Origin of the sequence: Beduinella massiliensis (assembly GCF_900199405.1) — a bacterium.
GTDB classification, from domain to species: Bacteria; Bacillota; Clostridia; order Christensenellales; family Aristaeellaceae; genus Beduinella; species Beduinella massiliensis.
The window spans coordinates 3,796,636-3,821,079 of sequence record NZ_LT963430.1; the positions used below are offsets into that span (position 1 = coordinate 3,796,636).

Annotated in this window: 19 protein-coding genes; 14 read left to right on the forward strand and 5 right to left on the reverse strand. The window is 61.2% G+C overall.

Annotated elements, in window-relative coordinates:
* The first annotated feature begins 77 nt into the window (after positions 1-77).
* Complete coding sequence (locus tag C1725_RS18100; protein WP_102413084.1) at positions 78-1,565, forward strand: DUF6056 family protein; 1,488 nt, start codon at positions 78-80, stop codon at positions 1,563-1,565.
* A complete protein-coding gene (locus tag C1725_RS18105; RefSeq protein WP_346026826.1) occupies positions 1,562-3,055 on the forward strand; it encodes a DUF6056 family protein in 1,494 nt (497 codons plus the stop codon). The genes C1725_RS18100 and C1725_RS18105 overlap by 4 nt, the downstream gene beginning before the upstream one ends.
* Before the next feature lie 24 nt (positions 3,056-3,079).
* Here the strand turns inward: C1725_RS18105 and C1725_RS18110 are convergent, their stop codons facing one another.
* A complete protein-coding gene (locus tag C1725_RS18110; RefSeq protein ID WP_102413390.1) occupies positions 3,080-4,018 on the reverse strand; it encodes a DDE-type integrase/transposase/recombinase in 939 nt (312 codons plus the stop codon).
* A gap of 491 nt (positions 4,019-4,509) precedes the next feature.
* On the opposite strand from C1725_RS18110, the gene ilvB reads away from it, so the two are divergent.
* The 4 genes from ilvB (at position 4,510) to ilvD (ending at position 9,661) form a co-directional block, all read left to right on the forward strand.
* A complete protein-coding gene (gene ilvB, locus C1725_RS18115; RefSeq protein WP_102413086.1) occupies positions 4,510-6,207 on the forward strand; it encodes a biosynthetic-type acetolactate synthase large subunit in 1,698 nt (565 codons plus the stop codon).
* A gap of 118 nt (positions 6,208-6,325) precedes the next feature.
* The gene (ilvN, locus tag C1725_RS18120) at positions 6,326-6,832 is read left to right on the forward strand and encodes an acetolactate synthase small subunit (RefSeq protein ID WP_102413391.1); all 507 of its coding nucleotides are present in this window, start codon (positions 6,326-6,328) and stop codon (positions 6,830-6,832) included.
* 159 nt (positions 6,833-6,991) lie between these two features.
* Positions 6,992-7,996, forward strand: a complete 1,005-nt coding sequence (gene ilvC, locus C1725_RS18125; protein ID WP_102413087.1) for a ketol-acid reductoisomerase — start codon at positions 6,992-6,994, stop codon at positions 7,994-7,996.
* 3 nt (positions 7,997-7,999) lie between these two features.
* Positions 8,000-9,661 (forward strand): dihydroxy-acid dehydratase, encoded by a 1,662-nt coding sequence (ilvD, locus tag C1725_RS18130; RefSeq protein ID WP_102413088.1) that lies wholly within the window; start codon positions 8,000-8,002, stop codon positions 9,659-9,661.
* Positions 9,662-9,846: 185 nt separating this feature from the next.
* On the opposite strand, the gene C1725_RS18135 is transcribed toward ilvD, so the two are convergent.
* Together C1725_RS18135 and C1725_RS18145 are read right to left on the reverse strand one after the other, a co-directional pair.
* Positions 9,847-10,245, reverse strand: coding sequence for a hypothetical protein (locus C1725_RS18135; RefSeq protein ID WP_102413089.1), 399 nt, complete (start codon positions 10,243-10,245; stop codon positions 9,847-9,849).
* Positions 10,246-10,991: 746 nt separating this feature from the next.
* Complete coding sequence (locus tag C1725_RS18145; protein WP_346026827.1) at positions 10,992-11,291, reverse strand: hypothetical protein; 300 nt, start codon at positions 11,289-11,291, stop codon at positions 10,992-10,994.
* A gap of 112 nt (positions 11,292-11,403) precedes the next feature.
* Here C1725_RS18145 and C1725_RS18150 point away from each other — a divergent pair, with 112 nt between their 5' ends.
* The gene (locus C1725_RS18150) at positions 11,404-12,564 is read left to right on the forward strand and encodes an amidohydrolase (protein ID WP_346026828.1); all 1,161 of its coding nucleotides are present in this window, start codon (positions 11,404-11,406) and stop codon (positions 12,562-12,564) included.
* Positions 12,565-12,647: 83 nt separating this feature from the next.
* Here the strand turns inward: C1725_RS18150 and C1725_RS18155 are convergent, their stop codons facing one another.
* Positions 12,648-14,126: a response regulator gene (locus tag C1725_RS18155; protein WP_102413090.1), complete on the reverse strand. Its 1,479-nt coding sequence runs from the start codon at positions 14,124-14,126 to the stop codon at positions 12,648-12,650.
* Between the two features lie 388 nt (positions 14,127-14,514).
* Here C1725_RS18155 and C1725_RS19550 point away from each other — a divergent pair, with 388 nt between their 5' ends.
* From C1725_RS19550 to C1725_RS18165, 3 genes are all read left to right on the forward strand, one after another.
* Positions 14,515-14,658, forward strand: coding sequence for a hypothetical protein (locus C1725_RS19550; protein WP_346026829.1), 144 nt, complete (start codon positions 14,515-14,517; stop codon positions 14,656-14,658).
* Between the two features lie 227 nt (positions 14,659-14,885).
* The gene (locus C1725_RS18160; protein WP_346026830.1) at positions 14,886-15,668 is read left to right on the forward strand and encodes a sugar-binding protein; all 783 of its coding nucleotides are present in this window, start codon (positions 14,886-14,888) and stop codon (positions 15,666-15,668) included.
* Positions 15,669-15,740: 72 nt separating this feature from the next.
* Complete coding sequence (locus tag C1725_RS18165; RefSeq protein WP_102413092.1) at positions 15,741-17,189, forward strand: right-handed parallel beta-helix repeat-containing protein; 1,449 nt, start codon at positions 15,741-15,743, stop codon at positions 17,187-17,189.
* Positions 17,190-17,276: 87 nt separating this feature from the next.
* Here C1725_RS18165 and C1725_RS18170 read toward each other — a convergent pair whose 3' ends face one another.
* Positions 17,277-19,055, reverse strand: a complete 1,779-nt coding sequence (locus C1725_RS18170) for a histidine kinase (protein WP_102413093.1) — start codon at positions 19,053-19,055, stop codon at positions 17,277-17,279.
* A 263-nt stretch (positions 19,056-19,318) separates the two neighbouring features.
* Between C1725_RS18170 and C1725_RS18175 the strand changes: the two genes are divergently transcribed.
* From C1725_RS18175 to C1725_RS18190, 4 genes are all read left to right on the forward strand, one after another.
* Positions 19,319-20,110, forward strand: coding sequence for a sugar-binding protein (locus tag C1725_RS18175; RefSeq protein WP_102413094.1), 792 nt, complete (start codon positions 19,319-19,321; stop codon positions 20,108-20,110).
* A 19-nt stretch (positions 20,111-20,129) separates the two neighbouring features.
* Complete coding sequence (locus C1725_RS18180; RefSeq protein WP_102413095.1) at positions 20,130-21,494, forward strand: extracellular solute-binding protein; 1,365 nt, start codon at positions 20,130-20,132, stop codon at positions 21,492-21,494.
* Positions 21,484-23,496, forward strand: coding sequence for a glycoside hydrolase family 3 protein (locus C1725_RS18185; RefSeq protein ID WP_346026831.1), 2,013 nt, complete (start codon positions 21,484-21,486; stop codon positions 23,494-23,496). Before C1725_RS18180 ends, C1725_RS18185 begins: the two co-directional genes overlap by 11 nt.
* A 75-nt stretch (positions 23,497-23,571) precedes the next feature.
* Positions 23,572-24,441 carry an ABC transporter permease subunit gene (locus C1725_RS18190; RefSeq protein ID WP_102413097.1) on the forward strand — a complete coding sequence of 290 codons (870 nt, stop codon included), beginning with the start codon at positions 23,572-23,574 and terminating at the stop codon, positions 24,439-24,441.
* Positions 24,442-24,444: the final 3 nt, after the last annotated feature.

Consider the following 24,444-nt stretch of genomic DNA (forward strand, 5'->3'; position numbering starts at 1 on the left):
TTTTTCTGCGCCCGCTTGTCCCTGCCCTTCCGCTCTGCTATAATAGGAACATCTTCCAAATACAAAGGAGACGACTCATGCGCGATTTATTCGCATCCCGCAGGCGGGTTTTCTTTTCCCTTGCGCTCCTTCTCTTTCTGCTCGCGCTCTGCGCCTGCGTGCTCTACGCGCACGATGACCTTGAGTGGGGAACGCAGCCGGGCCTCGACCGGCTCGCGAGCGGGTTTCAGGGGTACAACGGCCGTTACCTTGGCAACCTCATCGTCATGGCGCTGACGCGAAGCCCGCTGCTCCGCACCGCGTTCATGGCTGCGTGCCTCTTCCTCACGGTTACGCTGTCCGCCCTGTTTGCCGGCAGCGCGCGGTCGCTTCCCCTGATGACGGCGCTCTTTCTCATGCTGCCGGTGACCATCGCCCGCCAGACGCTGGGCTGGGTTTCCGGCTTCGCCAACTACGGCACGGCCGCCGCGCTCGTGGCCGCGCTGCTTTACGCCGCTCGCGGTCTCTTCGAGGATTCGCCCGTCCCTCAGCGCCGGGCCTTCGCGCTGCCCATGCTGCTGCTCGGGCTTTGCGGTGCGCTGCTCATGGAGAACGTGACGGTCTTCTTTGTGCTCATGCCCTTTGGCCTCTACCTTTACGGCAGACGGCGCGGCGCGGCTTCGACGCCGCTTCTCTTCTGCGCGCTGGGCGCGCTGCTCGGCGCGGCCCTGATGTTTTCAAACCCCGTATACCGCTCCATCGCGGCCGGGAGCGACGGCTACCGTTCCGTCACGCTCTTCGCCAGCCCCCTTAGGACGCTCTTCGCATGCTTCGACACCTTCAGCCGCGAGATGACCAGCCCCCTGCTCATGGATGCGCTGGCCCTGCTGCTCGTCCTTTCCGGGCTCTGCTTCGCTTTGCTGCTTTCCGGCGCGCAAAGAGGTCCGATCGCGCGCCTATGCGCGGGAGGCGTCGCACTCTATCCGCTCTATCCGCTGATGCGCCGCCTGCATCCCAAGTGGTATCCCTTCGGCAGCTATACGCCCTATCTGGAGGGAACGCTGGCGCTGCTGTATCTCGCGTGCCTGCTCGGCGTGCTGCTCACCTGCCTGCCCGCCGGGACGGCGCGGCGGCGCTCGCTCGCGCTCTATCTATCCGCGGCGCTGTTGACCGCGCCGCTGTGCGCCGTTTCGCCGTTGGGCGGGCGCTGCTTCCTGCCCGTCTACGTGCTGCTGTGCGCGCTGACGGCGCAGCTCGCCTGCGCCGTTCTCTCGGAGGATATGCGGCGGCGGCTCCTGTCGCTCTGCCTCGCCGCCGCCGCAGGACTATGCAGCCTGTGGCTGAGCATCTTCGTCAAGAACGCACTTTCGCAGGCCGAACGGCTCGCCTACCTGCGCGCGCAGGCCCAAGCCGGGGCGCAGGAGGCGTACCTTCCGGAGCTTCCCTATCCGGGCTATACCTGGATCGCCACGCCGACGCTCGAGGAAGGCCAGCGCACATTCCTCAGCTTTTACGCGCTGCCGGAGGACATGCGTCTCTCGTACGTCTCCTACGAGGACTGGTATCAGATCAAGAAGGGGTTATGATGACGATGCGAAGTTCTGCCGCGCGCCGCAGGGCGCTGCTATGCGTCCTGGCGATGGCGCTCTCGCTGCTGCTGCTCTTTCGCCTCACGGTCTACGCCAACGACGACTGGGATTGGGGCTCGCAGCGCGGCCTTGAACGCCTGCTGCACGGTCTTTCCGGCTACAACGGGCGGTATCTGGGCAACGCGCTGGCCGTCCTGCTCTGCCGCGTGCCTACGCTCAAGGCGCTGTTCATGGCCGTCGTGACGTTGGGGCTCATGCTCGTCCCCTGTCTCATGCAGCGCAGAGCAAAGGCCCTCTCCTGCGGTCTGCTGCTCGCCGGCTACGCCTGCGTGCTCCTCATGCCCCCGCCCATCGCCCGTCAGACCGTCGGCTGGGTCTCAGGCTTCATCAACTACGCCGCAGGCGCGCTATGCGTTCTGCTCGTCCTGTACGGCGCGCGCGGCCTCTTTCTGGATGCGCCCTCCCTGCCGGGACGATGGGCGGGCCCGCTGCTCTTTCTAAACGGGCTGCTCGGCGCGCTGCTCATGGAAAACGTCACCGTCGTGCTCGCGGCGCTTCCGCTTGCGCTGTACGTCTACGGCCGCGCCCGCGGCGTGCGCGGCCGGGCGATGCTTCTCGCTTTCGCAGGGGCCCTGCTGGGCGCCGCATGGATGTTTTCAAATCCCGCCTATCGCGCGACACTCGCGGGCGGGGATTTTTACCGCACCACTGCCCTGGGCCGCAGCCTTCCCGCCATGGCCGCCTCCGCCTGGAACGCGTGGCAGTCCCTGGGCGCTTCCATGCTCGTGGGCAGCAACGTCATGCTCCTTCTGCTGCTCGCGCTGTGCGCCCTGTTCGCAAGGCCTACGCACGCTGTCGGCCGTGCAGCGCGCGCTTTCCTGATCTGCTATCCGCTCTACCCGCTGCTTCGAAGGCTCAACGTAAGCTGGGCTGTCCTGGGCGCCTACACCCAGCACCTGGACGCCGCGCTCTCGCTCCTTTATCTCGCCGCGCTGCTCCTCATCGCGCGCTTCGGGCCCTATGCTGCCCCGCGCAGGCGGCGCCTTGTCTGTTATTGGCTGTGCGCCGCGCTGCTGACCGCGCCGCTGCTCCTCATCACCCCGGTCAGCGAGCGCTGCTACATGCCCTCATTCGCACTGCTGGCGGCGTTTGCGGTCGAGTGCTTCGGCCAGGCGCTGGAAGACGGCGTTCAGCTTACGCGGCCGCTCGCGCTGTGCGCCGCGCTGCTATGCGTCTTTTATGTGAGCATCCACGGCCGAAACTTTCTGTGCGAGCGCGAACGCGTCGCCTACCTGCGCGCCTGCGCCGAAGCCGGCCAGCAGGAGGCCTACCTCACCCAGCTGCCGTACAACGGCTATACCTTTCTGGGCACGCCACACGATGCGGATAAAACGCTCGATTTCCTGCGCTTTTACGGCCTTCCGGAGGATATGCGCCTCACGGTGGTCTCCTATGACGAATGGTATCAGCTTCGCAGATCGCTTTAACACGCTAAAATTTTTGTAGGTTTGTCAAACATCTTGGACAGTGAAAGCAAGAAGGAACTCTCTAGGCGAAACCCAGAGGAGAGGGCGCATCGGTCTGTTGTTGGTGCGAGCTTGGTGGGCAGCTAGCTGCCCACCAAAGTCATCGAGCGAGAAGAAAGAGTGGGAATCGTAGAATAGCTTTTGGTCTTCTCTGTGACTGCGTTCAACCTTACCGTTGTGGCGAGGTGTATATGGTTTTATGAGCTTGTGCCGAATTCCCAGATCAGCAGCCGTTTTCTCAAACAGAGTTACCTGATTGCGTTTGCTGTTGGAAAAGCGGTTGGTGAATTCAAAGCCGTTGTCGGTCTGGACACACTTTACCCGGATACCCCGGCGGGCATACCACTTGAACAGCCTTTTGAGAAAGTCAGCGGAAGAATAGGTGGACTGCTCAGGGTAAGCGGCCAGGAAGCGCAGTCGGGTAAACTCATCCATGGCAGTGTACTGAAACAGGCGCAGCTCCGGGTCCGCGATACAGCGGCGGGGCACCACCTTCACATCCACCTGAACGCGCTGTCCAGGATAGGTCATCTGCTCATAAGGCTTGGGCCTATAAGCCGGCTTCTTCTCGGCTTGTGGGAATAACCCCAGTCTCCGCATCACGCGGAAGAGGCTCTCCGGGCGGCGGGTATATCCCCGCCGACGTAAGCGGTGCCACAGTTCCACCATGCCTAGTTTGGGATCTCTGCGGCGCATATCCCGGATCAGCTTCAGCTCCGCTTCGGTATGTTGGTTGGGATGACTGTGGGGACGCCGAGACTGGCAGGCCAGGGAGGCCATGCTCCCATCCCAGCGAGCTTTCCAGAAGTAGATATACGACCGGCTCTTGTTGTATTTCCGGCTGGCCCGGCTCACGCCGTATTTCTGCGCATACTTCATCAGGGATTGCCGATATGCCATGTCCTGTGTTATACTCTTGCTCATGAAGGATGTGGCCCCTCTCGTATAGTTGTTGTCCGCAACTCCAACTATAACCGATGAGGCCATATCCTTCATCCTTTTTTCCTTCTACTGTCCAATATGTATTGTACTCCTACAGATCGCTTTAACACGCTAAAATTTTCTGCTTGACAGGCCATCGCCCCGGTGGTATCATAACAGCCAATAACACCATATTGCGTTGCGATGACGAGGAAAAGCCCGCGCCGGAGGGCTGCAGAGAGGGAATGGTGGTGCAAATTCCCGCGGAAGGCGCGGTATAACGTCCCCTCTGAGCAGCGGGCTGAACGCATCTGTCATTAGGCCCGCCGGAGCCCTCGCCGAGAAAAGAGGTACGGGTATAAGGTTCTGCCGGCGGCAGGCCGCGTATCCGGTGAGCGCATGCCCAAGGCATGAATTTAGGTGGTACCGCGAAGCAGCTTTCGTCCTAAAGAAAGGACGAAAGCTGCTTTTTTATATCCAGAAAGGAGTTTCTTATGAAATTATGCGGCGCGGCTATTCTGATCGAATGCCTCATCGAACAGGACGTCAAGACCCTGTTCGGTTTTCCGGGCGGCGCGGTGCTGCCCATCTACGACGAGCTGTATAAGCGCGAGGACCGCATTTCCCACATCCTCACCGCGCACGAGCAGCACGCGGGCCACGCCGCCGACGGCTATGCCCGCTCCACCGGAAAAACCGGCGTGTGCCTGGCCACCTCCGGGCCCGGCGCGACGAACCTCGTCACCGCCATCGCCACGGCCTACATGGATTCCTCTCCCGTGGTCTTCCTGACGGGCAACGTGCCCCAGCAGCTGATGGGCACGGATTCCTTTCAGGAGGCTGACATCCTGGGCATCACGATGTCCATCACCAAGCACAGCTGGCTGGTGACCGACGTCACCAAGCTCGCGCAGACGGTGCGCGAAGCCTTCTTCATCGCCAAGAGCGGCCGGCCGGGGCCCGTGCTCATCGACATCCCCAAGGACGTGCAGATCGCGGAGTGCGAATACGAGCCCGCCAGCGGCGCGGGGCTCATCCCCAATTACTCCCCGGATCATCCCGCCCTTCAGCTTCGTCCCTACGGCGCGCAGCTGGAAGAGTACAAGCGGAGGGTAACGCCCTATCTCGAACGCGCGTGCGAGCTGATCGAGGACGCCCAGCGCCCGCTGATCTATGCGGGCGGCGGCGTGACCGACGCGGCGGATGAGCTCAAGGCCCTCTCCGCGCGCATGGACGCGCCGGTGGTAAACACCCTGATGGGCCTCGGCAGCAGCGACCCCGAGAATCCCATGAGCCTCGGCATGCTGGGCATGCACGGCACGCACGCGGCGAACATCGCCATGCAGCGCTGCGACCTGCTGCTCGCCGTCGGCGTGCGCTTCTCCGACCGCGCGCTCGGAAACGCAAAGGCGTTCGCGCCGGGCGCGCGCGTCATCCACATCGACCTGGACCGCGCGGAGATCAACAAGAACGTCTCCACGACGCTGCACATCACCGGTCACGCCCGCGTGGTGCTGGATCTGCTGCGCGAGCGATTGGCGCAGCAGCGCCACGAGGAATGGGTGCGTCAGGCCGTATCCATGCGCGAGGAATACCTCAAGAACGACCTGTTCGAACCGCGAAACATCCTGCACGCCCTGCGCGATATGGTGGGCGATATGACGATCGCCACGGACGTAGGGCAGCATCAGATGTGGACGGCGCAGCACTTCTCCTTCTCACGCCCGCGCCAGCTTATCACCAGCGGCGGCCTGGGCACGATGGGCTTCGGCTTTGGCGCGGCGATCGGCGCCAGCGTCGCCACCCAAAAGCCGGTCGTTCTGGTCACGGGCGACGGTTCTTTCCGCATGAACCTGACGGAGCTTTCCACCGCGCAGCATTACGACATCCCCGTCATCATTCTGCTCTTCAACAACGGCACGCTGGGCATGGTGCGCCAGTGGCAGACGCTGTTCTTCTCCAAGAACTATTCCCAGACCACGCTGGATCGCGGGCCGGACTTCATCAAGCTCGCGGACGCTTACGGTCTGAAGGGCTGGCGGGTCGATTCCCTGTCCGGCTTCCGGCAGGCGGTCAGCGAGGCGCTCAAGGAGGGGCATCCCTGCATCGTGGAATGCATGCTGGGCATCGACGAGATGGTCGCGCCCATGGTCGCGCCCGGCGCGCCGATCGATTCCTTCTGCCTCAACTGACAAAGCCCTTTCAACCTTATCGAGGAGGGTAAACCGCATGGAACAGTTTGATCCCTTCGCCAAGCAGCCCGAGGCCGCGCATACGCGCAACACCATTTCCTCCGGCTCTCTGGCGCCCATCACCCGTTACACCGTCAGCGTCCTGGTACAAAACGAGCCCGGCGTCCTTTTCCGCGTCTCCGGTCTTTGCAGCCGCAGGGGCTTTAACATCGACAGCCTCGCCGTCGGTCCCACGCAGGACGAGGACGTGAGCCGAATCACCATCACCCTGCAGGGCGACACCGCGCGCGTCGATCAGCTGGTGCAGCAGCTCTACAAGCTCATCGTCGTGCAGAAAGTCATCGTGCTCGACCCGCGTCATTCGGTGGAGCGGCAGCTCGTGCTGTGCAAAGTTCGGGCGGGCGCTGCGGAGCGAGACGCCATCATGCGCATCGTGGATATCTTCCGCGCCCGCATTGTGGACGTCGCCCGCACGACGCTGACCATCGAGCTCACCGGTGAGGACGACAAAATCCAGGCCATGCTCGGCCTGCTCGCCGACTACGACATCCTCGAAATCGTGCGCACCGGCGCTGTCGCGCTGCAGCGGGGCGAGGATACCATCGCGGGGGGCATCTGGAGCTGAGCGTCCATGGCGCGCATCGGGCATTCCGCTCAATGCCCGTTCGGGCGCCGCGCAGCGCTTCGCAACCCCAATATGCTACGGCCCAACGACCGTTCATATATCCCTTTTTTATCCCGTTTCCGTCACTCAAATCTGTAGTTTGGTAGGAGGAAAATGAAAATGGCACAGATGTTTTACGCTCAGGACTGCAACCTCGACCTGCTCAAGGGCAAGAAAATCGCGATCGTCGGCTACGGCAGCCAGGGCCATGCCCATGCGCTGAACCTGCACGACTCCGGCATGGACGTCACCGTCGCCCTGTACGAAGGCTCCAAGAGCTGGGCGAAGGCCGAAGCCGCCGGGCTTAAGGTAAAGACCACCGCCGAAGCGGCCAAGGAAGCCGACATCATCATGATCCTCATCAACGATGAAAAGCAGGCCGCGATGTACAACAGCGACATCAAGCCCTACCTGCGCCCCGGCATGACGCTCTGCTTCGCACATGGCTTCGCGATCCACTTCGGGCAGATCGTGCCCCCGGCGGACGTGGACGTCATCATGATCGCCCCCAAAGGACCGGGCCATACCGTGCGCAGCCAGTACCTGGAGGGCAAGGGCGTGCCCGATCTCATCGCCGTGTATCAGGACGCCTCCGGCCACGCGCAGGATACGGCCCTGGCCTATGCCGCGGGCATCGGCGGCGCGCGTGCGGGCATCCTCAAGACCACCTTCCGCGAGGAGACCGAGACCGACCTCTTCGGCGAGCAGGCCGTGCTGTGCGGCGGCGTGTGCGCGCTGATGAAGGCGGGCTTTGACACCCTGGTCGAGGCGGGCTATCAGCCGGAGAACGCCTACTTCGAGTGCGTGCACGAGATGAAGCTGATCGTCGACCTGATCTTCTCCCATGGCTTTGCAGGCATGCGTTACTCCATCTCGAACACCGCTGAATACGGCGATTACCAGATCGGAAACCGCATCATCACCGAAGAGACCAAGAAGGAAATGAAGAAGGTGCTCAAGGAGATTCAGGAGGGCGAATTCGCCCGCGACTGGATCCTCGAAAACCAGACCGGCTGCACGCACTTCCTCGCCAAGCGCCGCATCGAGGCGCAGAGCCAGCTGGAACAGGTCGGCAAGGACCTGCGCGCCAAGATGAGCTGGACGGGCTCTGGAAAGGAGCTGTAAGCCATGCGCGTTTCCGATAACGTGAAGACGGGGCCTGAAAAGGCCCCCCACCGCTCCCTTTGGAAGGCGCTGGGCCTCACCAACGAGGAGCTCACGCGCCCCCTGATCGGCGTCGTCTCGGCGCAGAGCGAGTGCGTGCCCGGCCACATGCACCTCAAAAACATCGCGCAGGCCGTCAAAGACGGCATCCGCATGGCCGGCGGCGTGCCGGTGGAGTTTCCCTCTATCGGCGTGTGCGACGGGATCGCCATGGGCCACATCGGCATGAAGTATTCGCTCGCCTCGCGCGAACTGATCGCGGACAGCTGCGAATCCATGGCGATCGCTCACGGCTTTGACGGCATGGTCTTCATCCCCAACTGCGACAAGATCGTCCCCGGCATGCTGATGGCTGCGGCGCGGCTGAACCTGCCCGCGATCTTCGTCTCCGGCGGCCCGATGATGGCGGGCAGCCTGCGTGGCAAGACGCTGGATCTCAACAGCGTGTTCGAGGCGGTGGGCGCGTACAAGGCGGGCACGCTGGATGAGGATGGACTGGACGAGGTCGAGTCCTCCGCCTGCCCGGGCTGCGGCTCGTGCTCCGGCATGTTTACAGCCAACTCCATGAACTGCCTGACCGAGGCGCTGGGCATGGGCCTGCCGGGCAACGGCACCCTGCTCGCCGTCTCCGGCGCGCGGCTGCGGCTGGCCAAGCAGACGGGCATGCGCGTGGTGAAGATGGTCGAGGAGGGCCTCACGCCGGACAAGATCATGACCTCCGCGGCCTTCAAAAACGCGCTGGCGCTCGACATGGCGCTGGGCTGCTCTACCAACTCCGCGCTGCACCTGCCCGCCATCGCGCACGAAGCGGGCGTGCCGTTCAACCTGGACATGATCAACGAGGTCTCGGCCAGGGTGCCTAACCTCTGTCACCTCGCTCCCGCGGGCGCGCACCACGTGCAGGACCTGCAGGAGGCGGGCGGCGTCATGGCCGTGCTGAAGGAAATCAGCAAGCTGGGCGTCCTCGAAGGCGGCGCCGTAACCTGCACCGGCAGGACGCTCTTCCAAAGCTACGATGGGGCGAAGAACGACAATCCGGAGGTCATCCGGCCCGTGGAAAATCCCTACTCCAAGACCGGCGGCCTGATGGTGCTGCGCGGCAACCTCGCGCCGGACGGCTCCATCGTCAAGCGCAGCGCCGTAGCGCCCGAGATGCTCGTCCATCAGGGGCCCGCGCGCGTGTTTAACAGCGAGGAAGAGGCTATCGAGGCCATCTACGCGGGCGCGGTTCGCTCCGGCGACGTCGTCGTCATTCGATACGAGGGACCCAAGGGCGGCCCCGGCATGCGCGAGATGCTCTCGCCCACCTCCGCCATCTGCGGCATGGGCTTGGACAAGGAGGTCGCGCTCATCACCGACGGGCGCTTCTCCGGTGCGACGCGCGGCGCGGCCATCGGCCATGTGAGCCCGGAAGCCGCTTCCGGCGGCCTGATCGGGCTCGTGGAGGAGGGTGACATCCTCTCCATCGACATTCCTGCCGGAAAGCTAGAGCTGCTGGTGGACGAAAAGACGATCGCAGCGCGCCGGGCCAAGTGGGTCTGCCCGCCGCCGAACGTCACAAAGGGCTACCTCGCCCGCTACGCCAAGCTGGTGTCCTCCGCAAACGAAGGTGCAATTCTCAAATAAAAGGGTGGGCCGCGTTTCCGTAAAGGAGACGCGGCCCGCTTTATATGGATCGGTCGAGGGGTAACCCTCGCCGTTGTTTTCGTTCGCCCTTTCTCAATGGCATCATTATAATCGGAGCTATTGAACGCCGTGTGTCGCCATTGTAGCAAAGGCGCGAAATCGTAAGGTTAAAGGGCTTTGCTGCGTCATTCCGCCAGCGTAATTCCCGCCGTCTCCAGGGTCGATGCGGGAATAAACTCCTCCGCCCCATAAAAGCGTCCCGGAATCGCCTGCACCTGCCGCGTCAGCTCCTGCGGCAGGCCCTCAACCAGCGCATCCTTGCAAAGATACGTGGTGCCTTCGAGCGTAAGCGCGTCCGCCGAGAAGGAAACATCCCCCGTCTGAACGGTTGCTGCATACGTGCGGACGCCGCCCGCCGCAAAAAGTGCCGCCAACCCTGCGGACGCCGTCGGCAGAGCTGCCAGCATCAGCGCGGCCAACACAACCGCGAGCCATCCCCGCCTCTCCTTCTTCTCCCTTCGTTCCGCCTCCTTTTCCTGACGGCGGCATTCGCATTTTTCATAAACCTGAATTTCTGCCTGCATGATTTTCGTCCTCCCCAACTCTTTTAAAGGCGCTGCCCTCTGTCAACGATCATACAGGCTGGAGTTCACTCCATGTCAAGGGTTTTTTCTCAGATGGCCCGTGAAATGTATTGGAAATTCTTGTTTCGACAGCTAAATTCGTGATTGACGATTTTCCTGTTACACTTCTCAGGGCATGATTCTCCGAATGCACCCTGCGTTTCCTTTGTGAGGAAAAAAGCTGTGCGAAGATGTGTAAGAGCTGCTATGATGTTAAGCTGCAAGTTCTAAAATGCAGTTATCCGTGACAGGACACGAGATTCCTTGTTCCAGAAAGACGCCCCACAATTAGATAGACCGGATTTTTACCACTGAGAACATCGATCTGCGTCGCAAGGTACGTTATAAATGCAAGCCGAGAAAAACTGGTACAAGGGTCAGCCTGGCTGCAAGAGAATTCCGTATCGGACGAGCCTACGAGGATTTTCAAAAATTCATTCAAGAGAAGCCTGATATGTCAGTTGTCGGACTTGACACGGTAGAAGGCGGGCGGGATAACAGCGCGCAGGCTTTCCCTACCCTCTTTTTCCGCAGCTGTTCTCTTATGCTGTTTTCTGTGCTAGAAGAGAAATCCTAGAAGCAGGCCATGTTTCCTGGACGATTGACATTCTTTTGTGCCGCGCGATCGTGCATTCCGTTTCCGCCAAAGATAAAGGAGCGTCGTTTAAACGCTCCTTTTGCAGTTCTCCTGAACGCCGGCCGATCCTTTAGCGCTGGTTCTGGTTGTTGCGCTGATTCTGGCTGTTCTGCTGGTTCTGGTTGCTGTACTGGTTCTGGCTGTTCTGCTGGTTCTGGTTGTTCTGCTGGTTCTGGTTGCTGCGCTGGTTCTGGCTGTTCTGCTGATTCTGGCTGTTCTGCTGATTCTGGTTATTCTGATTGTTCTGGCTGTTCTGCTGGTTCTGGTTGCTGTACTGGTTCTGGTTGTTCTGCTGATTCTGGTTGCTGTACTGGTTCTGGTTGTTCTGCTGGTTCTGATTGTTCTGGTTGTTCTGGTTGTTGAAGTTCATCGTTATACCCTCCCGTGATCTTTGGATTTCACGGATAGTTTTTCACGTTGCGGCTAAAATATACGCATGTAAGAACGCCTCATACAAGGCCGACACAGGGAGGGTTCCTCGCTTGCTTCTGATCAAAAACGGGATGCTTCATACCATGGAGGACGGAACGTTTGCCGGCGATCTTCTCATACGGGATGGCAAAATCGCTAAGATTGCGCCCCATATCGAAGCGCCTGAACAGGCGGAGCAGGTCGATGCCCGCGGCCTGCACGTCTTCCCGGGATTTATCGACGCGCATAGCCATATCGGCATATCCGAGGAAAAGGCGGGAAAAGAGGGCGACGACTGCAACGAGGGCACTAACCCGCTAACGCCCTGCCTGCGCGCGATCGATGCCATCAACCCCATGGACAGCGCCTTTCATAACGCGCTCGCCGCCGGCATCACCGGCGCTATGGTGGGCCCCGGCAGCGCCAACGCGATCGGCGGCCAGTTCGCCTTCATCAAAACCAGCGGCCGCAGGGTGGACGACATGATCGTCCTCGCGCCCGCCGCGATCAAGGTCGCCTTTGGCGAAAACCCCAAGACGAACTACGGCGTCAACGGCAATATGCCCTCTACCCGCATGGGCATCGCCTCGCTCATCCGAGAGGAGCTCTTTCTCGCCCGGGAATACTTCGACGCGGAGAAAAACGGCGGCGTGCAGAAAACCTTCGGCATGGAATGTTACCGTCCGCTGTTTGAGGGCAAAATTCCGCTCAAGGCCCACGTGCACCGCACGGACGACATCTTTACCGCCATCCGCATCGCCAGGGAGTTTGGCGTCGGGCTGACGCTCGACCACTGCACGGAGGGGCACCTGATCGCGGATGCGGTCGCCGAAAGCGGTTTCCCGGCGATCGTCGGCCCTTCCCTCGCCTCGCGCAGCAAGAACGAAGTCAATAACTCCGACTTCAAGACCGCGGGCGTGCTGGCTAAAGCGGGCGTATTGGTGGCGCTCACGACGGACCATCCCGTCTCCCGCATTCAATATCTGCCGCTGTGCGCCGCCCTGGCCGCTAAGGAGGGGCTCGGCGAGGAGGAAGCGCTGCGCGCGATCACGCTCAACTCGGCGCGAATCTGTCGGGTGGATAAGCGGCTGGGGAGTCTGCGCGCGGGCAAGGACGCAGACATCGTCCTTCTGGACGGAAGCCCGCTGCGCATCGCAACCTGCGTTCAGATGACGCTGATCGACGGACAGGCCGTCTACAAAAAGGACGCCCGCTTCGTGCCGGCGTCCTGAGCATCCTTTTGCAATTTGCTTGATTCGCGCCTCCGCCTGCGGCGGAGGCGCGGGACGGTCTCCCTATCGGCATTTCTACAGGCTCATCGCTGCCCGCTCGCGTATTGAGAGGGCTTTTTGCCCGTGTACTGGTAAAACACCTTGCTGAAATAGGAGGAATCCTCATAGCCCACACAGGCGGCTACGTCGCGCAGGAGCATGTCCGGCCGCTCCTGCAGCAGCGCGATGGACGCCTCCATTCGCTGCTTCATCAGGTAGGTGTTGAAGGTCGTGTCGCTGTACTTGCGGAACAGGCGGCTCAGGTAGGTCTGCGAAATGCCGAGCTCATCGCAGACGCTCTGCACGCTGAGCGGTTTCGCGTAGTTTTCCTCGATGTAGCGGATGGCAAAGTCGTAGAGCTCGCGGGCGGAAAGCTTCCGGTCTCGGGCGTTGCTCTCGTCGTCGAACAGCACCGTGTAAACCCCGGTCAGCAGCTCGCCGTAAGACGAGGCGTACAAGAACAGGTCGGCAATGCTGCTCTCCATCTGGTCGTAATTGGCCTTTACCGCCGGAACGATCCCCGCGAGGTTCAGCACGATCTGCTGCACGAGATGAAAGACCTGCTGCTGGGGATAGGCCTCTGTTTCCAGCGTTGCGGCAAGGTTGAGAAAGTACTCCTTTATGTTGCCGTACTTGCCCGCGGTGCAAAAAAAGTTCAGCTGGTTTATTTCGGCAGGCGTAAGGAGCGGCGCACGGGACACATGGGGGCTCAGGACGAGCGGCAGGATCTGATGTTTCCCGATGACGGACTGCCTTTGTAGCGCGGGGAACGCCTGCTTTAAAAAGTTGTGCAGCATCGCGACGGGCTGCGGCGTGGGCTGATAGATCACCGTCCACGTGGTCAAACCCGATCGCTGCGCCATATACACGCTGATGTCGGACAAAAAGCGCTCCAACTCGCTTTCGGGGAAGACGAGGATCTGTTCTTCGTCGTCTCGCCCGCGCAGCGCGAAAAAGTGCTTGTCTACAGGAAAGATCAGCGAGGTCGCCCGCAGGGTGTTCTGCTGGCGCGGGTCCGCTCCGCCCCATCGGATGAGGACAAAGCGGTAGTCCTGATGGGCATAATATCTGACGATGTCCTCCTTGGAAAACGGCAGATCGCAGGCGATAGCCGGCAAAATCACGGCCGCGTGGCTGGAATGCTCCTCATCCAGCGCCGATTTCAGCTTGGACAGCACCTGCTTCATCTGAGAAATACCCACGGGCTTGAGGATGTAGTCGTCCACGGCGGCCTGAATAGCGCCCTGCGCAAACTCAAATTCTGCGTAGCCGCTGATGACGACGATGTGAATGTCCTGCTGAAGCCTGCGCGCCAGCTTGGCGAGCTCGATGCCGTTCATTCTCTGCATCGCGATGTCGGTGATCAGCACGTCGACCGCGTGGGATTGCAGGTATTCATAGGCTTTTTCACCGCTGGGGCAGGTATGGGTCACCTGAAAGTCCGGCGCATATTTTTCGATGATGCTCTGTATAAAGCGCAGAGCGGGCAGTTCGTCGTCCACCAGCAAGACCTGATATGCCACGAAGACCCCTCCCTCCTACCGATAGCAAGGCAGATACCGATTTATTATACCATGGGCCCCAAAAAAGAAAAAGCGCTGTGCCGGATTCTCCTATGCTGTGTGCTCGATTTTCCAAACCCCGGAAGCTTCGATCGAATTTTATGACCATATGTGTTGAATCCTCCGGCGCAAACAGCCCCTCAAAAAAGTATAATGGGGGCGAATAAGGGATGGAGTGCCGCAATGCCGCAGGGGAACGATCCCGCACAGAAAGGAAGGGCCTGACGAAAAAACTGTCTTGATGCCCGTCACCGGGCCGGGGGGACGGCCGCTGAAATGCCGTGCGCCGCGAACGTGACGGCGGTTGAGTCCGCGGGCGATCCGGTCCTGCCGGAAGCACGCGTTCAACATGAACACGACCGCGGCCACGAAGCCGAACGGTTCCTTCTCCGTCTCCCCTGTCAACCGACCCCTGGTTTCCGGCGAGTCGTTGTCGTTCCCCGTATGCACGATCGCGAAGCTCAGCGGCGCGGAGGGGGTGAATATCCTGTAGATCAGGGAAGGAGATATCCTCCTTGCGTCTAATACATCCCCATGAAGAGCGGCTCGTCCTCGCCCTTCATGGGGATGGCCGCCGAGGGCGCCGGCCAATGCACGCCAAGCGTAACCGGAAAAGCGCTCGCCGTGACGGCCGGTGCGCAACCTTCGTTCCCTCTTCGCGCGGGAATGCCCATCCCCTGCGCGTCCCTCTTCCAACATCGAAAGAAAGGTGGCTTATCCATGAGCAAAATGAAGAAATTCCTGGCGGGCACGATGGCATCTATGATGCTGATGACCGGCGCCTTCGCGCTGGCGGAGGAACGCCCCAACATCATCTGCCACAAGGCAGAGGCCCTCACCATCGACGGAGACCTGAGCGACTGGAATCTGGATTCCCCCGCGGTCGTGAAGGACGCCTCGCAGGTTATCCGCGATCTGACCTTCTGGCAGGGCGAGAACGACTGCAGCATGTCCGTCTACACCGCCTATGACGAGGAAAACCTCTACCTGGCCTTCGACGTCACAGAGGACACGGTGTACGGCGCGATCGAAATGCTGCCCATCGACGGCGAAGACAACCTGAAGCTGTACCTCTCCACCGATCCCACGGCGGACCCCGAGCGGACTTCCTACGGCACCAACGACTTTCTGGTCTACTTGATCATGGACGAGGGATATTGGGACACGGCCATCGACCGCTCGATGGTTGAAAAGGACGCCCGCCAGCGCTTCGTCAGCGCGGGCATGGACGGCGGCGAAAGCGTAATTGAGAACTTTGTCTGTGCTTCGGAGCGCACGACGACCGGCTTTATCTTTGAGTGCGCAATTCCGTGGGCGACCTTCTCCAACAAGAACATCCCCGTTTACACACCCGCTTCCGGCGATACGCTGTCCGTGAACTTCGCGATCACCGACATCAGCTATCCCTGCCCCGGCACCGAGTACATCCCGCAGATGGCCTGGACCGGCACGCAGGAAATCGGCACCAACCCAAGCCTGTGGGGCAGCATGACGCTTGAATAAGCAAAAAGGGCAGGATCGGCGCTTCCAGACGGAATCTCCCGATCCTGCCCCTTTTTATTGGGGTGAATTTCGATGAAAAAGATGTTCTGTGCGCTTTTCGCAGGCCTTTGCCTCCTGTGGGCCGGGGTTGCGGGGGCGGAGGTATTGCGCGCATCGCCCGACGGCATGAGCCTGACGGAGGCGCTGGCGCTGGCGAAGGACGGGGACAGAATCGAGCTCGCGGACGGCGTGTACACACAGCCCGCAGAGGCCTTTCCCCTGACGGTGCAGCGCGCCGTCACCGTCTGCGCCGCGCAGGAGGCCCGGCCTGTCATCGACGCGCCCGCGTTCCTGGCGGCGTTTCGCGTGGAGGCGGACGGCGTGACGTTCCGCGGCCTCGATGTGCGGATGCGCAGGACGGGCTTCTATGCCCTGGGCGACGACATGACCGTCGAGGACTGCGCCATCTCGCTTGCGGACCCGGAGTGGCGGACGTCCTCCTGCGGCATCTGGATGGGCGGCATTCATCGCGCGGCCGTTCGCGGCTGCGCCTTCACCGGGTGCAGCATCGCCATAGCCGGACCGCCGCTTTCGGAAACGAGCCACCTCGTGCCCGTGCTGACGGGGCTCTTCGAGGTGGGGGAAGACGTCGATTTCTTTACCTCGCATACGATCAGCGATTGTACGGTTAACGGCAAGCCGCTCTTTTACGCGGTAAACGAGGAACGCGTCCTTGCGCCGCCGGACGCGGGGCAGGTCATCATCGCCAACTGCGCGGAGGCCGTCGTCGAGGAAGCGGACGTCTCCTGCGCCAGCATGGGCATGGAAATCGCCTACTGCGGGCACGTACAGGTGACGCGCTGCAGGGCAGACGACTGCGGCGTGTTCGGTATCTATCTCGCGAAAAATCAGGGCGGAGACGTGATCGACAGCTCCTGCGAGGGGACGAACCACGGCATCGATATCCGTGCTTCACAGGAAATCAACGTGATCGGATGCCGCGCAAACGCCTGCGATCAGGGCATCTTCTTTTCAAAGGTTGAGCGCGGCCTGGTGAAGGACTGCACGGTAACCGCCACGGGTCAGGGCTATTTCTTCGCCGCAGGCAGCCACAGCCAGATCGACGGCTGCGCAGCGATCGACTGCGAAAACGGCCTCAACATCCAGAAGGAAGACGACATGCTCATCACCCGCTGCACGCTTCGCGGAAACAGCATCTGCGCGGCGAGGCTGGACGGCTCCCCCACGGTCTTTTCCGGCAACACCCTGGAGGACAACTGGGTCGGCATCATGGCCTACGGCGAGGTGCCGTTTATGATCGTGGACAACGAAGTAAAAAACAGCGGCTCCTGCGGGCTGTATTTGCGGGACATCGCCTACAGCCGGATCAGCGGGAACACGATTGCGGAAAGCCGGAAGAGCAGCATGCAGGCCGTCGGCGAGATGGCAGGCACGCTGTTCACCGGAAACCGCCTGGACCGGGCGTGCGAGCTTTCCAAGGGCGCCGCGCTGCGCGATCCGAATTCCCCGGCGGAACGATAAATCCGTAGCAGCGCGCCACGTGCGGAAAGCCGGACAGGGCGCCGCCTCTCCTACCTTTGGGGAAGCGGCGCCCTGTCCGCTTTCCGCTTACTTTTGCAGCGGGGTGGTCACCCGGACGACGGCCCCGTGATCGTTCATGATCTGCATGCGCATAGCGCCCTTGCTGTAATAGTGAAGGCGCAGGCACGTGTTCAGCAGGCCGATATGCCCTTCGTTGTCTGGCGCGTCGGGCGAATTGGCATTGATGCGCGAAATCGCGCGCTGGAGCTTTTCAAGCACCTCCGGGGAGAAGCCGCAGCCGTTGTCCCGGATTTCAAGACAGAGCTGACCCGCCTGAATCGTCCCGACGATCTCCACGCGGCGAACGCCGGCATTGCCGCCGAAACCGTGGGTCATGGCGTTTTCCACCAGCGGCTGAAGCGTCAGCTTGGGAATGACGAGGGCGTTCATCTCGTCCGGCACGTGGATGGAATAGGTCAGCCGCTCCTCATAGCGCGCCTTGAGCAGCATCAGGTAATTGCGCACGTGCGCAAGGTCCTCGCCGAGCGTGGCCGTCTCGCTGCGGGTATCAGTGGAATAGCGAAGCATCTGGGCGAACTGGTCGCACATGTTGACGATGTCCTCGTTGTCGCTCTCCATGCCTTTGGCAGAGATGCTGTTCAGCGTATTGTAGACGAAATGCGGGTTGATCTGCGCCTGCAGGGCCTTGAAGTGGGCGCGAAGGGTGCTCTCGCGCATGGCGATCTCATTGCAGGTGGAATCGTGGAGCTGCAGCAGCATGTCGTTGAAGCTGCGCTCCAGTTCGTGAATCTCGAAGTCCTTGGGAGAAGTTACGAAGGTGCTCAGCTGTTCCGTGCCGACGCTCAGCAGCAGCTGGTCGGCGGGCAGGCTGCGTACCTTGCGGGTGAGACAGCGCGTGGAATGGGTAAGGTTCAGGGAAATGACGACCACCAGCAGCAGCGCGACTGCGGAAATGACCAGAGAGTTGCGCGCAAACTCCCAGATCATGGCCGCGACGGCGGTATAGCGGATCGAGGCGTCCTCTGCGAGGTAGATGTCCAGGTTGAGCCAGCGGCTTTCGATGTGATAGACATTGCGCTCCAGGCCGCAGGGATCGACGTAGGCGGTGAACTTGTTCAGCGGGATGTCGTCGTAGATGGCCTCGTCCTCGGGCGAGGCAAAGAGGATGCTCCCATCCTTAAACACCGCGCGGATCATCGCGTTCTGATTGTCCGTAAGCAGCAGGTTGTCAAGCTCGCCGCAGTCGGCGGCGACCTCGATGTAGCCCACGTGCTCGCCATGCCAGGTGACGCTGTGAATCGCGCTGAACACGTCCACGTCCCGCGAGAGGTTGAAGCGGTCCCTGTGGGACGAGATGATGTGCCGCCGGTAGGGGGCGCTCCTGACGGCCCGCAGGTATGGAATGCCCGCGATCATTTCCTTCGACTCGTCGGACATGCTGACGATGGAATCGTTGCGGTCGATGTGGTTGGAGAGGTAAAATCCGCTTTCGGAAAAGATGCTGACACGGTAAAAGTTGTCTGCGATGGGCGAATGGTACAGCGCCTGAAACATTTTGTTCTGATTGGAAAGAACCGCCGCGGGGTCTTCGTCCGCGCCCAGGGCGACCTGATAAAACGCCTCCATAAACGCCGTGTCGGAGGTCAGATCCTCGATGGCGAGGTCCATCATGGTCACGTATTCTTCCATGTTGCGGATCATGTTCACGGCCATGTTCTGGTAGCGGTCGGCGGTCAGCGCGTCGGAGCCTTCGACCTTGGTCCGCCCCAGATACGCGGTGTTGACCAGCACGATGAGCAGAATCATCGCGGAAAAGAGCAGAATCATCTTATGGCTTATCTTCATGGCGTCGGCCTTTCCTCTCACGCACGGCGGAAGTTTACCTGATATTGTAACACAGGACGGACGAAAGCAAAAGAAAATGCCGTTTTTTCCTATTAACAGTACTGAATATTCCCACAGATACCCGGAAGGGTACGATTTTTCATCCGTGTGTTTGGAATCTTCCGGCGCAGAGCGGAAACCAAGTTTGTATAATGACGTTAAAAGTGAGTAAGCATCTCATGACGGTGACAATCCAACAATCCATGAACTGAGGAGGAAACTTTATGAAACGTGGTATGGTACGCGGCGGTCTGGTTTTCGCGGTGATTCTGGTTCTGATGCTCGGCCTTTGCACCAGCGCTTCTGCCTATTCAGGACAGCAGATCGAGGCGGCGAAGGCGCCCGGCGAGGTCGCGATCGACGGCGACCTGAGCGAGTGGGACACCTCTTCCCCCATGACAGCCAACACGATGGAGCAGGTCGTCCGCGACCCCGGGCAGTGGACGGATGCTGGCGACTGCTCCTTTGAGGTGTACGTCATGTGGAGCGAAGAAAACCTGTATCTCGCGGCCAAGGTTCTGGACGACACGCCCTTCATGTACCGCGAAGGCTTCCCCCCGGACATGGCGGACTCGCTCGTTGTGTTCTTCTCCACCGATCCTGACGCAGACCCGGAGCGCACCGAGTACGTGAAAAACGACTTCCGCTTTACACAGATCATCGACGACTACGACTTCTGCAACGGCATCGACCGCGACATGGTCGCGGACAACGCAGGCTTTGAGACCGTGGGTGAAGACGGCGACGAGCAGGTGCTGGAAGGCTTTGAATGCGCGGTGCAGGAGATCGAGGGCGGCTACACGTTCGAGTGCGTGATTCCCTGGAGCAATTTCTCCAACGAAAACCTCCCCGTGCTCGTGCCTGCGGCCGGCATGAGCATCGGCTTTGAAGCCGGCATGTTCGACCTGGACTTCCCCTGCCCCGGCGTGGCGACCGTGCGCATGCAGGCCTCCGGCAGCGAGGAAGTGGACGTGAATCCCTCGCTGTGGGGAACGCTGACTTTCGTTGAAAAGTGATGAGGAAGGAAGACGAGCTATGAATTTAAAAAAGGTTGGGGCGCTTGTGCTGACCGGCGCCATGACATTGAGCGCGGTCTCCCCGGCGCTTGCCGCCAGGAACGCCAAGCTCAACGCGGACGAAATGGACATCCCGGCCATCATCGAGGACACCGCGGCCTCCGGGACGGCCAACATCTACCACTGGTGGACGGCCGGCGGCGAAAAGGACGCGATCGAGTCCATCATCAACGGCTTCTCCGGCGTCTACACCGGCATCAACGCGAAGTCCAACGCCATTCCCGGCGGCGCGGGCGGCGCGATGGTCATGAAGGTGAAGGTGCTTCAGCAGGCGGGCAAGTCCCCGGAGACCTTTCAGGCGCATCCCGGTGAGGAAATCGAGCCCTACCTGACCTCGGACATGCTGCTGGATCTGAGCCGGGTCTGGGATTACGCCGGCCTTTACGACCGCGTACTGCCCGGGCTTGCCGACCTCTGCACCGCCTCCGACGGCAAGCAGCACATCGTGCCCGTAGGCATCCATAAGTCCAACGTGATCTTCTACAACCGGCACGTCTTTGAGCAGTACGGCGTTGCCGTTCCGGATCACGAAAGCATCACCTGGGATGAGTTCTTCGGCATCTGCGATCAGCTGCAGGCAGCCATGCCCGAAGGGTACTATCCCCTCGACCTCGGCGACCGCAAGGGCTGGCCCGCCTGTCAGGTATTTGAGGACATCATGATGGGCACCGACCCCAAGGTGTACCAGGACTTCATCAACGGCAAGGCGACCGAGGAGCAGGTGCAGGGGGTGCTCGACACCTACAAGCGGCTGCTGACCTACGTCGCCCCCGACCACTCCTCCCGCGACTGGTACGAAACCTCCGGTCAGGTGGTGGGCGGCCAGTACGCCATGCAGATCATGGGCGCCTGGATGCAGCCGCTGATGACCAGCATGGCCCAGACCTACGGCGAGGACTACGGCGTGTTCACATTCCCCGGAACCGACGGATGGTTTGGCATGTGCATCGACGGATTCGTGGTTTCCAACGACTCCTCCGACGTGGAGGCAGGCGTTCGCTGGGTGTACAACGTGACCACGCCCGAGGTACAGGCCGCGTTTTCCTCGCTCAAGGAATCCATCTCGCCCTATGCGGATACCCCCGACAGCACCTACTGCGAGCTTACGCTCAAGTTTAAGGAAGAGCTGACGGCGCAGACCACGAAGATTTATCCCAGCTTCACGCACGGCACGGCGCTGCCCTGGTCCGCCTCTACGGATCTGCAGACCCGCATTCAGGACTTTGCCGTCGCCTCCGACCCCGATACCGCCCGCTATGCGCATAACATCGTCGTGGCTCTGCAGGAGTCCGGCCTGGAAGGAGATTGGAACCTTGTTGAGTAAGAAGAACTTTTTCAGGCGCGGCGCAGCCCTCGTAGCCGCGCTGGCGCTGAGCATGACGATGATGCCTGCGGCGCTCGCAGAGGGTGAGGAAGAAATACAGTACGTCCGCGTAGAGGGGAGCGACACACAGCGCGAGCTGGTCGCCGCCAGCAAGCAGATCATCGAGGTGGACGGCCTGAAATTCAAGGACCTGAACGGCAACGGCGTGCTGGACGTCTACGAGGACTGGCGTGAGGACGCGGACACGCGCACCGCCGACCTGCTCGCCCAGATGACCATCCGCGAGCGCATCTCGCAGATGCAGCACCCGACCTTTACCCCCAAGGACAACGGCTCCTACCCCAACTACCTGAAGAAGTGGATGAGCACCGAAAACATCGGCATGGTGCTGGTGCGCGAGTTCAACGTGGCAAACAGCGCGGCGACGGCCGCCACCACCATGAACAAGGTGCAGGAGTGGTGCGAGGAATCCCGCCTGGGCGTGCCGGTGGTGGTCAGCATGGACTCGGTGCACGGCGCCTCGTACGTCAACGGCGCGACGGTCACCGGCCACAACCTGTCTCAGGCCGCGACGCGCGACGAGGATCTGGTCACTCGCCTCGCCCAGATTCAGCGCAATGAGCTGATGGCCATGGGCGTCCGGATGACGCTTTCCCCTGAGGCCGACATCGCCTCCGAGCCCCGCTGGGGCCGGGTGATGGAGACGTTCGGCGAGGACCCCGAGCTGGTGACGCAGATGGTACGCGCGCAGATCGTCGCCTATCAAGACGGAGCGGACGGCCTGAACGAAAACAGCATCATCGCGTGCATCAAACACTTCCCCGGCGCGGGCCCGCAGATGGACGGCCTGGATCAGGCGCCCATCGTCTCCACCGAGGAATCCCTCCAGATCCACCTGAAGCCCTACTACGCGGCGCTCGAGGCGAACGTCGGCTCAGTGATGCCCTACTACAGCATCCCGCTGGTGCTGGACACCACCGCCGCGCTGGGCAGCAAGGCGACATTGCAGACCCTGCTCCGCGAGGAAATGGGCTTTGACGGCATCATCCAGACCGACTGGGGCATGATCTGGGGCATCCAGCAGTCCACCTCCATGTGGGGTGAGGAGTGCTCCGAAGAAGAAGCCATCCTCATCGGCGTCATGGAAGGCCAGGTGGACGGCATCGGCGGCGAATCCATTCGCCTGATCGACCAGATGGAAGCGCTTTATGGCGACGGCAAGATCACCGAGGAGGTCGTCAACGCAGCGGCCGCCCGCATCCTGCGCGAGAAGTTCCAGCTCGGTATCTTTGAAAACCCCTATGTAGACGTGGATTACGCGGCGTCCTACGTGGGCTGTGAGGAAAACCAGGCGGTGAACCTTGAAGCCGCGCGCAAGGCCATGACGCTGCTCAAGAACGACGGCGTCCTGCCGATCGACTCCGCAAACAAGAAGATTCTCGTCGCCGGCATGCGCGCCGGGGACATGGACAGTCTGTGCGGCGGCTGGACCTCCAGCCAGGAGGGAATCACCCTGGCCGAGGCGCTGACGCAGCTCGCGTCGGAGGGTGCCGAGGTGATCTACGAGGCGGAGGACGTCGAGAAGATCTCCTCGCTGGCGAAGGAATGCGACGTAGCCATCGTAGCCATCGGCGAGGCCGCCTACCAGCACAATCCCACCTGGGGCTACGACACGCTGGAGATCACCCAGTCCCAGCAGAGCATCCTTGAAGCCGTAAAGGCGACCGGAACCCCGCTCGTCACCGTGGTGATCGGCGGCCGTCCGTACATCCTGTCCTGGTGCGATGAGAACGCCGACGCCATCCTGATGGCCTACTATCCCGGGCAGCAGGGCGGCATCGCAATCGCGGAAACGCTTTACGGCGCGAACAACCCCACCGGCAAGCTGCCCATCGCCATGCCGCGCGACATGGCGTCCGTCGAGGCGCAGGAGAGCGACATTTCCTTCGACCTGGAAAACCCGCTGTACGAATACGGCTTCGGCCTGAGCTACGGCGAATAAAGGAGCTCAAACGCCTGCGCAGGAGGAAAGTGCGCGTCCCTGCGCAGGCTCTTTTATCAGGTTAGGAGGTTGTCTATGCGCAAGTTCTTTACACGGCACCCCATGCTGCCAATTCTGATCCCGGCTGTACTGCTCCTCTACTTCGTCTATATCTCCCTGGGATGGAACGTATGGGTTTCCGTCTCGGACTGGCAAAACGGCTCGCTGTCGGCCAGCTACGGCTGGGGCGGCTTTGGCCAGTACGCCAAGATGTTCAGCAGCGAATACTTCGGCACCTCGCTGATCAACACGCTGCTCCTCTTCTGCCTGATCCCGATCTGCCTGCTGCTGGGCCTCGGCCTCGCGCTGCTGATGGATCAGGGCCTCAGAGGCACGACGCTCTTTCGCAACCTGATCCTCCTGCCGTTCGCGCTGTCCTTCGTCGTGACCGGCACGGTCTGGGCCTGGATGTACCGGCCCACGAACGGCGTGCTCAATTCCTTTCTGCAAATCATCGGCATCAATACCGCGAACCTCATGTGGACCTCGAGCAACGACACGGTGATGCTGTCCATCATCATCGCGCTGGTCTGGCAGTTCTCCGGATACGTGGCCGTCATCTTCCTCGCGGGCATCAAGTCCGTACCCGAAAACGTCATCAACGCGGCCAAGCTGGACGGCGCCTACTCCCTGCGCATCTATTGGAAGCTCATCATCCCGCGCCTCAAGGGCGCCATGGGCTCCTGCATCACCATCCTGGCGATGTACGCGCTGCGTTCCTTTGACTTCATCGTATCCCTGGTGGGCTACACCAAGTCCGCCGCGTGGACGTTACCCGTATGGATGTACCAGGAAGCCTTCAGCAAGAACAATTTCGCCCTGGCCGCCGCCATCAGCTGCTTCCTGCTGGCGCTGGTGCTGGTGCTGATTCTTCCCCTGACCTATTGGACCAACAAGAGGAAGTGATAA

Bases quoted from the DNA above. Each gene is read 5' to 3' on its own strand.
- C1725_RS18100 (WP_102413084.1), top strand. From the start codon at position 78: ATGCGCGATTTATTCGCATCCCGCAGGCGGGTTTTCTTTTCCCTTGCG.
- C1725_RS18105 (WP_346026826.1), top strand. From the start codon at position 1,562: ATGATGACGATGCGAAGTTCTGCCGCGCGCCGCAGGGCGCTGCTATGC.
- C1725_RS18110 (WP_102413390.1), bottom strand. From the start codon at position 4,018: ATGAGCAAGAGTATAACACAGGACATGGCATATCGGCAATCCCTGATG.
- ilvB (WP_102413086.1), top strand. From the start codon at position 4,510: ATGAAATTATGCGGCGCGGCTATTCTGATCGAATGCCTCATCGAACAG.
- ilvC (WP_102413087.1), top strand. From the start codon at position 6,992: ATGGCACAGATGTTTTACGCTCAGGACTGCAACCTCGACCTGCTCAAG.
- ilvD (WP_102413088.1), top strand. From the start codon at position 8,000: ATGCGCGTTTCCGATAACGTGAAGACGGGGCCTGAAAAGGCCCCCCAC.
- C1725_RS18135 (WP_102413089.1), bottom strand. From the start codon at position 10,245: ATGCAGGCAGAAATTCAGGTTTATGAAAAATGCGAATGCCGCCGTCAG.
- C1725_RS18145 (WP_346026827.1), bottom strand. From the start codon at position 11,291: ATGAACTTCAACAACCAGAACAACCAGAACAATCAGAACCAGCAGAAC.
- C1725_RS19550 (WP_346026829.1), top strand. From the start codon at position 14,515: ATGAACACGACCGCGGCCACGAAGCCGAACGGTTCCTTCTCCGTCTCC.
- C1725_RS18160 (WP_346026830.1), top strand. From the start codon at position 14,886: ATGAGCAAAATGAAGAAATTCCTGGCGGGCACGATGGCATCTATGATG.
- C1725_RS18165 (WP_102413092.1), top strand. From the start codon at position 15,741: ATGAAAAAGATGTTCTGTGCGCTTTTCGCAGGCCTTTGCCTCCTGTGG.
- C1725_RS18170 (WP_102413093.1), bottom strand. From the start codon at position 19,055: ATGAAGATAAGCCATAAGATGATTCTGCTCTTTTCCGCGATGATTCTG.
- C1725_RS18175 (WP_102413094.1), top strand. From the start codon at position 19,319: ATGAAACGTGGTATGGTACGCGGCGGTCTGGTTTTCGCGGTGATTCTG.
- C1725_RS18180 (WP_102413095.1), top strand. From the start codon at position 20,130: ATGAATTTAAAAAAGGTTGGGGCGCTTGTGCTGACCGGCGCCATGACA.
- C1725_RS18190 (WP_102413097.1), top strand. From the start codon at position 23,572: ATGCGCAAGTTCTTTACACGGCACCCCATGCTGCCAATTCTGATCCCG.